The organism is Pseudomonas alkylphenolica (assembly GCF_000746525.1).
In the GTDB taxonomy this organism is placed as follows: domain Bacteria; phylum Pseudomonadota; class Gammaproteobacteria; order Pseudomonadales; family Pseudomonadaceae; genus Aquipseudomonas; species Aquipseudomonas alkylphenolica.
On record NZ_CP009048.1, the window covers coordinates 4,100,674 to 4,114,288 of the forward strand.

15 protein-coding genes are annotated in these 13,615 nt (G+C 61.0%); all 15 read right to left on the reverse strand.

Annotated features, from left to right (window positions below; genetic code table 11):
* Positions 1 to 57: 57 nt before the first annotated feature.
* Positions 58 to 1,368 (reverse strand): flagellar biosynthesis GTPase FlhF, encoded by a 1,311-nt coding sequence (gene flhF / locus PSAKL28_RS18765; RefSeq protein WP_038613335.1) that lies wholly within the window; start codon positions 1,366 to 1,368, stop codon positions 58 to 60.
* An 11-nt stretch (positions 1,369 to 1,379) separates the two neighbouring features.
* A complete protein-coding gene (flhA, locus tag PSAKL28_RS18770) occupies positions 1,380 to 3,509 on the reverse strand; it encodes a flagellar biosynthesis protein FlhA (protein ID WP_038613337.1) in 2,130 nt (709 codons plus the stop codon).
* Between the two features lie 197 nt (positions 3,510 to 3,706).
* Positions 3,707 to 4,840, reverse strand: a complete 1,134-nt coding sequence (gene flhB / locus PSAKL28_RS18775; protein ID WP_038613339.1) for a flagellar biosynthesis protein FlhB — start codon at positions 4,838 to 4,840, stop codon at positions 3,707 to 3,709.
* 2 nt (positions 4,841 to 4,842) lie between these two features.
* Positions 4,843 to 5,619: a flagellar biosynthetic protein FliR gene (gene fliR, locus PSAKL28_RS18780; protein ID WP_038613341.1), complete on the reverse strand. Its 777-nt coding sequence runs from the start codon at positions 5,617 to 5,619 to the stop codon at positions 4,843 to 4,845.
* Positions 5,620 to 5,626: 7 nt separating this feature from the next.
* On the reverse strand, positions 5,627 to 5,896 hold the full coding sequence (fliQ, locus tag PSAKL28_RS18785; RefSeq protein ID WP_038613343.1) for a flagellar biosynthesis protein FliQ: 270 nt from the start codon (positions 5,894 to 5,896) through the stop codon (positions 5,627 to 5,629).
* A 21-nt stretch (positions 5,897 to 5,917) separates the two neighbouring features.
* Positions 5,918 to 6,670 (reverse strand): flagellar type III secretion system pore protein FliP, encoded by a 753-nt coding sequence (gene fliP / locus PSAKL28_RS18790; protein ID WP_038613345.1) that lies wholly within the window; start codon positions 6,668 to 6,670, stop codon positions 5,918 to 5,920.
* Positions 6,670 to 7,074: a flagellar biosynthetic protein FliO gene (fliO, locus tag PSAKL28_RS18795; RefSeq protein WP_051939645.1), complete on the reverse strand. Its 405-nt coding sequence runs from the start codon at positions 7,072 to 7,074 to the stop codon at positions 6,670 to 6,672. The genes fliP and fliO overlap by 1 nt, the downstream gene beginning before the upstream one ends.
* Before the next feature lie 48 nt (positions 7,075 to 7,122).
* Positions 7,123 to 7,593, reverse strand: a complete 471-nt coding sequence (gene fliN / locus PSAKL28_RS18800) for a flagellar motor switch protein FliN (RefSeq protein ID WP_038613347.1) — start codon at positions 7,591 to 7,593, stop codon at positions 7,123 to 7,125.
* A 48-nt stretch (positions 7,594 to 7,641) separates the two neighbouring features.
* On the reverse strand, positions 7,642 to 8,610 hold the full coding sequence (fliM, locus tag PSAKL28_RS18805) for a flagellar motor switch protein FliM (RefSeq protein ID WP_038613349.1): 969 nt from the start codon (positions 8,608 to 8,610) through the stop codon (positions 7,642 to 7,644).
* 9 nt (positions 8,611 to 8,619) lie between these two features.
* The gene (fliL, locus tag PSAKL28_RS18810) at positions 8,620 to 9,117 is read right to left on the reverse strand and encodes a flagellar basal body-associated protein FliL (RefSeq protein WP_038613351.1); all 498 of its coding nucleotides are present in this window, start codon (positions 9,115 to 9,117) and stop codon (positions 8,620 to 8,622) included.
* A gap of 185 nt (positions 9,118 to 9,302) precedes the next feature.
* Positions 9,303 to 10,601 carry a flagellar hook-length control protein FliK gene (locus PSAKL28_RS18815; RefSeq protein ID WP_038613353.1) on the reverse strand — a complete coding sequence of 433 codons (1,299 nt, stop codon included), beginning with the start codon at positions 10,599 to 10,601 and terminating at the stop codon, positions 9,303 to 9,305.
* An 82-nt stretch (positions 10,602 to 10,683) separates the two neighbouring features.
* On the reverse strand, positions 10,684 to 11,031 hold the full coding sequence (locus PSAKL28_RS18820) for an Hpt domain-containing protein (protein ID WP_038613355.1): 348 nt from the start codon (positions 11,029 to 11,031) through the stop codon (positions 10,684 to 10,686).
* Between the two features lie 25 nt (positions 11,032 to 11,056).
* Positions 11,057 to 12,757 (reverse strand): ATP-binding SpoIIE family protein phosphatase, encoded by a 1,701-nt coding sequence (locus PSAKL28_RS18825; protein WP_038613357.1) that lies wholly within the window; start codon positions 12,755 to 12,757, stop codon positions 11,057 to 11,059.
* Positions 12,758 to 12,765: 8 nt separating this feature from the next.
* Entirely contained in the window at positions 12,766 to 13,065 is a 300-nt protein-coding gene (locus PSAKL28_RS18830) for an STAS domain-containing protein (RefSeq protein ID WP_038613359.1), read from the reverse strand.
* A 93-nt stretch (positions 13,066 to 13,158) separates the two neighbouring features.
* Positions 13,159 to 13,611 (reverse strand): flagellar export protein FliJ, encoded by a 453-nt coding sequence (gene fliJ / locus PSAKL28_RS18835; RefSeq protein ID WP_038613361.1) that lies wholly within the window; start codon positions 13,609 to 13,611, stop codon positions 13,159 to 13,161.
* Positions 13,612 to 13,615 lie beyond the last annotated feature (4 nt).

Below are 13,615 nucleotides of genomic sequence, written 5' to 3' on the forward strand. Positions count from 1 at the left end.
TGAAAAATGCCTGGCAGTCCATCAATGCAGATACTTTGCAACGTCTTCACAATCACCTCAGCCAACACGCTTGCCGGGGCTGTGGTAGAGATCAGCGAACATATCGGCCATTGCCTCTTCGCTGGGCTCGTCCTGCATCTGCACACTCACCGCGCGGCTGACCAGCTGGTGCCGACGCGGTAGGTGCAGATCGTCAGGAATGCGCGGCCCATCAGTAAGATAGGCCACTGGCAATTCGTGACTGATGGCCAGGCTCAGGACTTCGCCGAGGCAGGCCGTTTCATCAAGCTTGGTCAGGATGCACCCTGCCAGCCCGCAGCGCTTGTAGCTGTGATAGGCGGCAGTGAGCACCTGCTTCTGGCTGGTCGTCGCCAGCACCAGATAATTTTTAGACGCAATACCACGTCCTGCCAGGGTTTCCAGCTGCATGCGCAGGGCCGGATCACTGGCTTGCAGGCCAGCGGTATCGATCAGCACCACGCGCTTGCGCAACAACGGCTCCAGCGCCTGGGCCAGAGACTGGCCGGGATCGACGTGGGTCACCGAGACATTGAGGATGCGCCCCAGGGTCTTGAGCTGCTCCTGGGCGCCGATGCGAAAACTGTCCATGCTCACCAGCGCCAGATTCTGCGCGCCATACTTGAGCACATAACGCGCTGCCAGCTTGGCCAGGGTGGTGGTCTTGCCCATGCCCGCCGGCCCGACCATGGCGATCACCCCGCCCTCTTCGATCGGCTCGACTTCCGGCACATCGATACGCCGCGCCAGATGGGCGAGCAGCATGCGCCAGGCATGACGAGGCTCTTCGATGCCGGCGATCTGCGCCAGCAGCTCATGCGCCAGCGGGCCGGACAGACCGATACGCTGCAGACGGCGCCAGAGGTTGGCCTGCTGCGGCTGGTTACCCTGCAGCTGACTCCAGGCCAGCGAACCGAGCTGCACTTCGAGCAACTCGCGCAGGCCGCTGAGCTCGGAGCGCATGGCATCGAACAAGCGCGGGTCAACCGGCGCGGCAGCTGCAGCAACCGGTGCGGCCGGCGTTTCCACAGGCGTCTCGACTAGCGGCTCGGAGGCGGTCAGCGGCAAGCCTGCAAACAGCTGGCGGTTGCCGTCTTCGCTTTCGCTGCGGCTACTGAGCTCGGCCTGGGCGGTGACAATGCGCGACTGGGTCTTGCGCAGTTCATCTTCGAGCTCGACATTCGGAACCCGTGGCGCCAGGGCGGACAGCTTGTAGTCCAGCGCAGCCGTCAGCTCGACACCGCCAGCAATCCGTCGGTTGCCGATGATGGCGGCATCAGCCCCCAGCTCATCTCGAACCAGCTTCATGGCCTGACGCATATCGGCGGCGAAAAAACGCTTAACTTGCATAACCCACTACCTCAGCCGTTGGGGCCTACTGTGGCAACGATGGTAACTTGCTTGTTGTCAGGTATTTCCTGATACGCCAAAACATGCAAATTCGGTACAGCCAGGCGGCCGAAGCGCGACAGCATCGCCCGTACCGGTCCTGCGACCAGCAGGATCGCCGGTTGCCCTTGCATCTCTTGACGCTGGGCAGCCTCGATCAACGAACGCTGAAGCTTTTCGGCCATGCTCGGTTCAAGAAGAACACCGTCTTCCTGACCTTGCCCGGCCCTTTGCAGACTATTGAGCAAAATCTGTTCCAACCTTGGCTCAAGGGTGATCACAGGCAGCTCGGACTCAACGCCGACAATGCTTTGCACGATAGCGCGACACAATCCGACGCGCACCACCGCCACCAGCGCGGCGGTATCTTGACTCTTGACCGCATTGTTGGCGATCGCCTCGGCAATGCTGCGGATATCACGCACCGGCACCTGCTCGGCGAGCAACGCCTGCAGGACCTTGAGCAGCCCCGACAACGAAATGACACCCGGCACCAACTCTTCGGCAAGCTTGGGCGAGGCCTTGGCCAACACCTGCAGCAGTTGTTGGACTTCCTCGTGGCCAATCAGTTCGTGGCAGTGCTTGTGCAGAATCTGGTTCAGGTGGGTCGCAACCACGGTACTGGCATCCACCACGGTGTAACCCAGCGATTGCGCCTGACTGCGCTGATTGACATCGATCCACACCGCTTCCAGCCCGAACGCCGGGTCGCGGGCGGCAATACCGTTGAGGGTGCCAAAGACCTGTCCGGGGTTGATGGCCAGCTCGCGATCGGGATAGATCTCGGCCTCGGCCAGGATCACCCCCATCAGGGTCAGGCGATAGGCGCTGGGCGCCAGGTCGAGGTTGTCGCGGATATGCACCGTGGGCATGAGAAAACCCAGGTCCTGGGAGAGCTTCTTGCGCACTCCCTTGATCCGCGCCAGCAGTTGTCCACCCTGATTGCGGTCGACCAGGGGAATCAGCCGATAGCCGACCTCCAGGCCGATCATGTCGATCGGCGTGACATCGTCCCAGCCCAGCTCCTTGGTTTCCATAGCGCGCTGCGGCGAGGGCAACAGGTCCTGCTGGCGCTGAACTTCCTCCTGGGCTTTGACCTTGGCCAGGTTCTGCTTGCGCCACAGCCAATAGGCACCGCCAGCGGCCACCAGGCCCAGGCTCAGGAAGGCGAAGTGCGGCATGCCCGGCACCAGGCCCATGACGATCATGATCCCCGCCGATACCCCCAGCGCCTTGGGCGAAGTGAACATCTGCCGGTTGATCTGGTTACCCATGTCTTCGGAACCGGAGGCACGGGTCACCATGATGGCTGCAGCGGTGGACAACAGCAGTGATGGCAATTGCGCCACCAAACCGTCACCGATGGTCAGCAAGGCATAGACTCTACCGGCATCGCCGAAGGTCATGCCGTGCTGGAACATACCGACCAGCATGCCGCCGATCAGGTTGATGAAGAGGATCAGCAGACCGGCGATGGCGTCACCGCGAACGAACTTGCTGGCACCGTCCATCGAACCGTAGAACTCGGCCTCCTGAGCCACTTCAGAGCGTCGCGCCTTGGCCTGGGCCTGATCGATCAGACCGGCGTTGAGGTCGGCGTCGATGGCCATCTGCTTGCCCGGCATTGCATCGAGGGTGAAACGTGCGCTCACCTCGGAAATACGCCCGGCACCCTTGGTCACCACCACGAAGTTGATGATCATCAGGATCGCGAACACCACGATACCGACCACGTAGTTGCCGCCGATCACCACCTCACCGAAGGCCTGGATCACTTTACCGGCGGCAGCATGACCATCTTGACCATGAAGCATGACCACCCGCGTAGAGGCCACGTTCAGCGCCAGGCGCAGCAAGGTTGCCACCAGCAGGATGGTTGGAAACGCAGCGAAATCGAGGGGGCGCAGGGCGTAGACGCAGACCAGCAGGACCACGATCGACAGCGCGATGTTGAAGGTGAAGAACACGTCGAGCAAAAACGGCGGGATCGGCAACATCATCATTGCCAGCATCACCAGCAGCAACAGCGGCACACCCAGATTCCCCCGGCCTAACCCGGCCAGGTTGTTACGGGCATTGCTGATTAACTGAGAGCGATCCACCGGTATTCCTCGTCTAGCTCAAGCAAAACTTTGACGCGTTTCTGACGCGCGCTGCGCTGCCTTTGCAAGAAGCTTTCCAACTTTGAGGAATGCGGCGTTTTTGTGTGGAGGCGGGCTTACTGTGGGAGCGGGCTTGCCCCGCGATTGCGATCTGTCAGCCATATCGCATCGCGGGGCAAGCCCGCTCCCACCGAGCCTTAATCGTGCTGTAGGTCCGGCGGAATCGGCAGGTCCTTGAGCGGCTCCGGCGGCTTGCCCTTGCCTGCCCGGTATTGGCGGATCTGGAAGACATAGGCCAGCACCTGGGCCACGGCCAGGTACAGCCCGGCAGGAATCTCTTCCTCAAGCTCCGTTGAGTAATAAATCGAACGCGCCAACGCCGGGGACTCAAGCACCTGGATCTTGTGCTCATTGGCAATTTCACGAATCTTCAAGGCAATGAAGTCGGCACCCTTGGCCAGCAGCAAAGGCGCAGCGCCCTTCTCCGGGTCGTACTTGAGCGCCACGGCATAGTGGGTCGGGTTGGTAATGATGACGTCCGCTTCGGGGATCGCCGCCATCATCCGCCGCTGCGACGCTTCGCGCTGGAGCTGGCGAATACGCTGTTTGACCTCCGGCTTGCCTTCGCTGTCCTTGTACTCGTCACGCACCTCTTGCTTGGTCATCAGCATCTTTTTGTGCGTCTGCCAGAGCTGGAGCGGCACGTCCGCCGCTGCGATCAACAGCAAACCGGCAGCCATCCACAGCGCACTCCAGCCCACCACCTGAACGCAGTGGATAACCGCCTGATCCAAGGGCTCGTTGGCGATCGCCAGCAGATCGTCACGGTCCGCCGACAACACCACCAGCGCAACGATCAGAATCATGAAGAACTTGGCCAGCGCCTTGAGCAACTCGGACAAAGCGTTGACCGAAAACATCCGCTTGATCCCGGCCAGCGGGTTCATTCGACTGAACTTGGGTTGCAACAGACTGCCCGAAAACAGAAAGCCGCCCAAGGCCACCGGGCCGATGATCGATGCCACCAGCAAGACCAGCAACACCGGCTGGACGGTGACCAAGGCGGACTTACCGGCGGCCATGAGGAAAATCCCCATGAAGCGCTCATCAGTGATCACTTCGCGAGACAAAATGAAGTTGCTGCGCATCAACTCCATCAAGGCCTCAGCCATACCACCACCAAACGCCAGCAATGCGCCGGCACCAGCCAGGGTCACCGCCACTGTATTGAGTTCTTTGGAGCGCGCGATCTCGCCCTTTTTCCGCGCGTCCTTCTTGCGTTTGTCGGTGGGGTCTTCTGTTTTGTCCTGACCGCTCTCGCTCTCTGCCATGCTCAGCGCGCCCTCGCCAGCTCACGCATCCATTGCAAGGCCTCGGAGGCCAGTGCGTGGTAATGCGGAAGAATGTCAGCCAGGGTAATCCAGAAGATCCCGAGCCCCAGCACCAGAGTCAGCGGAAAACCGATGGAGAAGATGTTCAACTGCGGCGCCGCACGCGTCATCACACCAAAAGCGATGTTGACCACCAGCAACGCGGTGATGGCCGGCAGCACCAGCAACAGCGCAGCGCCCAGCACCCAGCTCAGGCGCCCGGCCAGATCCCAGAAATGATTGACCAGCAAACCACTGCCCACCGGCAAGGTGGTGAAACTCTCGGTGAGCACCTCGAACACCACCAGGTGACCGTTGATAGCCAGAAACAACAAGGTCACCAGCATGGTCAGGAACTGGCCGATCACCGCAACGTTGACGCCGTTGGCCGGGTCGACCATGGAGGCGAACGCCATACCCATCTGGATTGCGACAATCTGCCCGGCAACCACGAAGACCTGGAAAAACAGTTGTAACGACATGCCGAACAGCGCACCGATGATGACCTGCTCGGCAATCAGCAGCAACGCACTGAGGTCAAGCGCATGGACCTCAGGCATCGGCGGTAAACCGGGCACGATCACCACGGTAATTGCCAGGGCAAAGTACAGGCGAACGCGCGCCGGCAGCAGGGTGGTACCGAACACCGGCATGGTCATCAGCACGGCGGTCACGCGAAACAGCGGCAGGATGAAACTGGCCACCCACGTGCTTATCTGCGCATCGGTCAGTTCGAGCATGGACGCGTCAGCCGATCAGCTGCGGAATGCTGCCGTACAACGACAGGATGTATTCCATGAACTTCTGCACCAGCCACGGCCCGGCCACGATCAGCGTCACCAGCATCACCAGCAGACGCGGCAGAAAGCTCAAGGTCTGTTCGTTGATCTGCGTGGCCGCCTGGAACATCGCCACGATCAAACCCACCAGCAGGCTCGGCACCACCAGCACGGCAACCATCAGAGTGGTCAGCCACAGCGCATCACGAAACAGATCGACGGCCACTTCAGGGGTCATGGTCTACTTCTCCTTGCGGCGTCAGACGCCGCCGAAACTGCCGGCCAGGGTACCCATGATCAGGGCCCAGCCATCGACCAGTACGAACAGCATGATCTTGAACGGCAACGAGATGATCAGCGGCGAGAGCATCATCATACCCATGGCCATCAGCACACTGGCCACCACCAGGTCGATGATCAGGAACGGAATGAAGATCATGAAACCGATCTGAAAGGCGGTTTTCAGCTCCGAGGTGACGAACGCCGGCACCAGGATGGTCAGCGGCGCCTGATCGGGGCTGGCAATGTCGGTGCGCTTGGACAGGCGCATGAACAGGTCCAGGTCACTCTGGCGAGTCTGGGCGAGCATGAAGTCCTTGAGCGGCACCTGCGCCTTGGCAATCGCCTCCTGGGCCACCATCTGTTCGTTCAGGTAGGGCTGCAGGGCATCCTTGTTCACCCGGTCGAACACCGGCGCCATGATGAACATGGTCAGGAACAGCGCCATACCGGTGAGGATCTGGTTCGACGGCGTCTGCTGCAGGCCCAGGGCCTGGCGCAGGATGGAGAAGACAATGATGATGCGGGTGAAGCTGGTCATCAGAATGACGAACGCCGGAATGAAACTCAGCGCCGTCATGATCAGCAGGATCTGCAGGCTGACCGAGTACTCCTGCTGCCCGTCCGCACCATTGGACAGGGTGATGGCCGGGATCGACAACGGATCGGCGGCCAGGGCCAGTGGCGCTGCCAACAGCAACAGCAGCGTCAACATCATGCGCAATGCGCCCATTACGACCTACCCTTCTGATCCTTGCCCATCAGCTCCATCAGGCGCTGGGCGAATTCTGGTGTTGCCTGACGCGCACCGGCAGGCACCTCGACCGGTTCGGCCAAAACGTGCAACGCCTCGATGCTGCCAGGCGTATGACCGATCAGGATCTGCTCCTTGCCGACCTGTATCAGCAACAGGCGATCCCTGGGGCCCAAGGTACGACTACCGAGAATTTCGATGACCTGGCCCGAGCCAGGCGCGGCGTTCTGCACCCGGCGCAATAGCCAGGCGAGCAGAAAAATCAGCCCCAGCACCAACAGCAACCCCAGCACCAGCTGGGTCAGCTGCCCGGTAGCGCTGGTGCCGCTGCCCGGCGCCACCACAGCGGCAGCCGGCTGCACAGTGGCCAGCGCCACATCCATGTACAGGGCGCCAGCCAATGCCAGGCCGCGCGACAGGAAGCGGCTCACTCAGCGCAGCTTCTTGATACGTTCGCTCGGACTGATCACGTCAGTCAGGCGAATGCCGAACTTTTCGTTGACCACTACCACCTCACCATGGGCAATCAGCGTGCCGTTGACCAGCACGTCAAGCGGTTCACCAGCCAGACGATCCAGCTCGATCACCGAGCCCTGGTTGAGCTGCAGCAGGTTGCGGATGTTGATCTCGGTACTGCCGACTTCCATGGAGATGCTCACTGGAATGTCCAGGATCACGTCCAGGTTCGGGCCATCGAGGGTCACCTGCTCGTTACTGCGAGGAGAGCTGCCGAACTCTTCCATTGGCAGGCGATTGGAGGACGAACCGCCGCCACCAACGTCTGCCGCCAGCAAAGCATCAATATCGGCCTGGCCGGCGTCGCCGGTTTCTTCCAGGGCAGCCGCCCACTCATCGGCCAGAGCCTGCTCTTCCGGAGAGGTGATGTCGTTTTCGTTAACCATTTTGTCCTCGACGGGCAATCAATTCGGAGTTGGAACAACCGGCGCCGCTCAGCGGCGCTCGATCGGATCGATAATCTGCAGGGCCAGGGTGCCTTTGTGCGAACCCAGCTTGGCCTTGAACGACGGCACGCCGTTGGCCCGCAGGATCAGCTCATCAGGCAGCTCGACCGGAATCACATCACCGGGCTGCATGTGCAGGATGTCGCGCAGCTTCAACTGACGACGGGCGACCGTGGCGCTAAGCGGCACGCTGACATCCAGTACGTCTTCGCGCAGGGCTTTGATCCAGCGCTCGTCCTGGTCATCCAGGTCGGACTGGAAGCCGGCGTCGAGCATTTCGCGTACCGGCTCGATCATCGAATACGGCATGGTCACGTGCAGGTCGCCGCCACCGCCATCGAGTTCGATGTGGAAGGTCGAGACCACCACTGCCTCGCTCGGCCCGACAATGTTGGCCATCGCCGGGTTGACCTCGGAGTTTATGTACTCGAAGTTGACCGGCATGATCGCCTGCCAGGCTTCCTTGAGATCGACGAACGCCTGGTCAAGGACCATGCGCACCACGCGCAGCTCGGTCGGAGTGAACTCTCGCCCCTCGATCTTGGCGTGACGACCGTCACCACCAAAGAAGTTGTCCACCAGCTTGAACACCAGCTTGGCGTCGAGAATGAACAGCGAAGTACCGCGCAGCGGCTTGATCTTCACCAGGTTCAGGCTGGTCGGCACATACAGCGAATGCACGTACTCACCGAACTTCATCACCTGCACACCGCCAACCGCGACGTCGGCAGAGCGACGCAACAGGTTGAACATGCTGATACGGGTGTAACGGGCGAAACGTTCGTTGATCATTTCCAGGGTCGGCATGCGTCCGCGAACGATGCGATCCTGGCTGGTCAGGTCATAGCTTTTGACGCTGCCAGGTTCGGCGTGGCTCTCGGTTTGTACCAGACCATCGTCAACGCCATGCAGCAAGGCATCGATTTCATCCTGGGACAGCAGGTCCTGCACGGCCATCGGTGGCTCCTACTGCAATACGAAATTGGTGAACAGCAACTGGTCGATGACCGGCTTGCCGACTTCCTTCTGGGCGACTTCCTGAATGCTGGCGGTCGCCTTCTGCCGCAACATCTCCTGGCCTACGGGGTTTGCCAGAGCGTCGAAACCCTGCCCGGAAAACAGCATCACCAGGTTGTTGCGAATCACCGGCATATGCACCTTCAAGGCGTCCAGCGCGGCCTGGTCGCGCCCCTGCAGAGTGATGCTCACCTGCATGTAGCGCTGACGACCGTTCTGGTTGAAGTTGACCACGAAGGCTGGCGCCAGGGGCTCGTAGATCGCCGCCGGCTTGAGGTTGCCGGCCTGCGCCGGATCTGCCGCCGGCTTGTCCTCGGACTTGTGCAGGACGAACCAGGTAGCGCCTACCGACAGACCGATGGCCAGCAGCAATGCCAGCACCAGCAGCAGGATCAGCTTGAGTTTGCCTTTAGCGGCGGGGTCTTTCTCTGCGTCGCTCTTCGCCATGCCAATATTCCGTCATTCATCGGAGAATTCAGTCACATGGCGTGGGTTGAGCAAGTGTTATGCCAGATCCGGCAAAAACTGCTGTAGGAGCGGATTCATCCGCGAAGGACTGCAGAGCAGTCCCTGTGCATGGGGCCGCGATGCGACCCATCGCGGATGAATCCGCTCCTACAGAGAGTGGTCGATCAGGCGTAGTAGTCGACTGCGCTGGAGCCGATCACGCTCTGCTGCTCGACAGGGGCAGTGCTTGCAGCAACCTCACCTTCTTCGCCCAGCGCATTGCGCCGCGCCGCCACACCGCTCAAACGCGGCGAGTCAGGGCTGCCCTGCTGTTGCTGCTGGCCACGCGATTGGTCGGCGACATTCACATCCGGCTGTCCGAGCCCTTGCTGGGCGAACATTTCCCTGAGGCGGTGCACCTGGTTTTCCAGCGCTTCGCGAACGCCGGCATGGCCACTGGTGAAGGTGATCTGCGCCTGCTGCTCAGGCGCGAGGTTGACGCGGATGTCCAGGCGCCCCAGCTCTGCCGGCTCCAGCTGGATGTCGGCGGACTTCAGACTCTGGCTGGACAGGTACATCACCCGGTTGACCAAGCCCTCGGTCCAGCCCCCCTGATTCATGGCCAGCGGCTGATGCAAAGGAGCCGGAGCCACTGGCACGGCATTGGCAGTTTTTGGCGTGGCCGCCTGCGTCAAGGCGCTCAGACGCTCGGCAAAGTTATCCACCCGCGTGTCGCTGGAAGCACTTTTGAGGTCCTTGAGCCCATCATCCAGCAACCCGGAAAATGCCTTCTCCCCTGCCTCGCCCTGCTCGGCATCAGCGCCCGGCTTATCGAGCAATGCCGCCAGGGTATTGACGGCAGGCTGGGCTGCAGCTGCTTCAGGCTGAGCGGTCGCCGGTTTAGTGGCGGCATGCGCCGAGGTGGTCCCCTGCGCCTGCGCGCTCTGCTCAAGTGCCATGCGCAAGGCGGGCAGGTCGGCTAGCGGATCGGCCTCCGGATCGAACTCAGGTGCTGCAGGGAGGGTAGCTGCCGGTGCAGCCTGGGCTTGTAGCTGCGCCGCCTGGACCACCGGCGCCACCGCCTCGGCCTGGGCCTGAATCAGTTGGGCACCGGGCTGCGCATCGGTCACTTGACCGGCCACCAGATTGGGATCGAGCAACGTCGGATCTGCGCTTTCGCCGTCAACGGCAAGCGTGCTGTCCTGATCCTCAGGCAAAGCCTTGCCGCTGTCGGCAAGCTTCGGCTGCTCAGCGGCAGCGCCTTTGCCAGCGGCAACGTCTTTCCCGGCCGGGACGTTCTTGTCGCGACTCAGGGCGTCGGCGGCCGTAGCAGGCTTTTCCCTGGACTGCTGCGCATACACGCTGGAAAAGCCTGAGGCCTTGTCGTTCGCCGTCTGCAGCGGTTTGTCCGACTGGCTGGCGGCAGCGCGCGAAGCCTTTGTCGCAGCACTGACCTGCAGCAATGGATTGGAAGCGACCGGCATGTGGGATTCTCCGCGACAGAGGGTCTGGAAGGTTGATTAGCGTAGATTTAGCAAGAGTCGCGCCAAGTTCAACGAAGCGGCCTCAACCAATCAATACACGCTGACGCTCTTCGCTGTACAAGGCACGAACAGCCTCATACTCGCGGTCGATCTGATTGATCAGAACCTCGATATCATTCAGCGGTGGTTGCTTGACGCGCTCCTCCAGCTGCCGGCACAACTCGGCCAGGGCTTTAGCGCCCATGTTGCTGCTACTGCCTTTGAAGCTGTGCGCGGCATGGCCGAGCTCTTCAGCAGTGGTCGCCTCGTGCAACTGGCTGAGGCGCTTTTCGGAATCTTCAAGAAAGGTATCGAGCAACTTCAGATAGTCATCTTCCATGACCTCCTGCAGGCTACTTAACACCTCGTGATCGATATGGATATTGGACACTTGCTCACTCCTTGATCAAGTTGGATTATGCCAGAGCCTCCCAGGCGAACTCCACGCATACGCGGCGCCCTTCGTCAGCCCACTCGGCACGTCGGCTCAGCCGGCGTATCAGGTTCAGTCCGCGGCCATACAAGCCCTGCTCCACCAGCGGACGAGCGAGCACTGTACCGACATTGAAGCCCTTGCCGCTATCTTCGACCTCAATGCATAGACGCCCGCCCAAGCCTTGTGGTTCAACGCGCAAGCCTATTCGAATATAGCCGCTGCTCAGCGCCTGCAAACGCTCATTGCGCTGGCGGTAGTATTCGCCGAAACCCTGGGCATCGCGCTTGAGCCCTGAATCAAGCCCCAAGACCCCATGCTCCAGGGCATTGGAATACAGTTCGCTCAGCACGCTGTGCAACGCCCCGCTTTGGGCCCGCAAGCCATGTATCTCCTGGAGCAGCTGCAACAGATACGGTAACGGATTGAAACGCTTGAGCGTCTCGGCGCGAAACTCGAACTGCAGTGACCAGTCCAGCGGTGTGGATTGCCCGCTGTCAGAATAGATCACCGGTGGTGGCGCCAATGCATCCGGCTCGACGACCGTAATCTCCAGCAGGCTCACATCATCACGCGAGCAGCCGCGAAACGCCTCCAGCGCCTGATTTATCTCTTCAAACAAAAGATCCGGCTGGCGATTATCACCAAGCACCTGCAGCAGCCGCTCGACCCCGAACAGCCGGTCGTACTCGTCACTGGTATCGACCACGCCGTCGGACAGCAACAACAAGCGTTCGCCCGGAGCCAGGGGCAGGACCTGGGTTGAATCATCGAAGCGCTCCGGCGCCAGCACACCCAGCGGCAAGTGCCGGGACACCAACGGCAACGGCGCCCCGCCGTCAGCAGACAGCAGGTAACCATCGGGCATGCCGCCGTTCCACACCTCGACCATGCGCCGCTGGAAACTCAGGTTGAGCAGCAGCGCGCAGCAAAACATATCCACCGGCAGGATGCGTTTGAGCTTGGCATTCATCTCGCGCAGGGTTTCGGCCAGACCATAACCCTTGGCCGTCATGCCGTAGAAAACCTCAGCCAGCGGCATCGCACCGACGGCAGCGGGCAAACCATGCCCGGTGAAGTCGCCGAGCAGCACATGCATGTCACCGGACGGGGTAAACGCCGCCAGCAGCAGATCACCATTGAACAGTGCATAAGGTGACTGCAGATAGCGGATATTAGGGGCATTCAGGCAACCGGCGTGGGCGACTTTGTCGAACACCGCCTTGGCCACCCGCTGTTCATTGAGCAGATGATGGTGATGCCGGGCGATCTGGTCACGCTGCTCAAGCACTGTGGCCTGCAGGCGGCGCAGGCGATCCATGGCCTTGATCTTGGCGGCCAGGATCACCGGGCTGTAAGGTTTTGCCAGAAAATCGTCACCGCCCGCCTCCAGGCAGCGCACCAGCGCTTCGTCTTCACTGAGCGAGGTCAGGAAGATGATTGGCACCAGCGCCTCACCGGCCAGCAGCTTGATCTGCCGCGCCGCCTCGAAACCGTCCATTACCGGCATCAGTGCATCGAGCAGCACCAGTTGCGGACGCTGTTCAGCGAACAATGCCACCGCCTGCTCGCCGTTTTCAGCGGTGAGCACGGCGTGACCCTGCTTGCTGACGATTCGCGCCAGCAGCAGACGATCCGCCGCGCCATCTTCGGCGATCAGCACGGTCAAGGGTGATTCAGGCATGGCCCGGATCAACTGATGTCGAACAGTTTGTCGAAGTTGGAGATGGCGAGGATCTTGCGCACATCCGAGCTGGTGTTGACCACCCGGATGTCCGACTCTTCACCGCCGACGTGATCGCGCAGCATCAGCAGCATGCCGAGCGCCGAGCTGTCGAGGTAGGTGGCCTCCTTGAGATCGACCACCACCGACTCCGGGTGATTGCGCTCATAGGCCGCACGAAATTCCTGATGTTTGCCAAAGTCAAAGCGGCCCTTGACCTGGATCGTCAGCTTTTTCCCATCCTGGGAAATCTCAGCATTAACTGCCATGTTGGCGATTCCTTCCATTACGACGATTACAGACATCAGGAAGGTTTAGCAGTCCGACAGCCCGGCGGCAACCCTTCCCGGTCAAAGCCTGCGTCAATAGCGATCATGCCGCGGCAGGCGCTGGGACAATTCATCGAGCAGTTTTTGCTCGCGCTTGTCTTCGATCATCCGTGCTTCGTCGATATAACGCTGGACCAGCTTGCGCAGCCCTTCGACCCGGGCATAGGCCTGCTGCCAGGTGCCACGGGCGTTGTTGAGGTTGTTCTGGTGCCAGGCCAGACTCTGGCGCTGCTGGGTCATGGCGCTCTCCAGTTGCCCGAGAAAGCGCTGATAGTTGACCAGCCAGCTACCGGACACACCCTGCCCGCCGCGGTCGATCCATTGCAGCTGGTAGTCTTCACGAAAGCGGTCGAGCTCGGCGAGCTTGGCCTGCGCCAGATTCACCTGTTGCTGGAACTGCCCCAGGCGCTGAGCAGCCTGACGCTCGGCATTTTCGGCCATCTCCACCACAGGGGTCAGACGCGCGGCACGACTGGGCTGGGCCATGGCC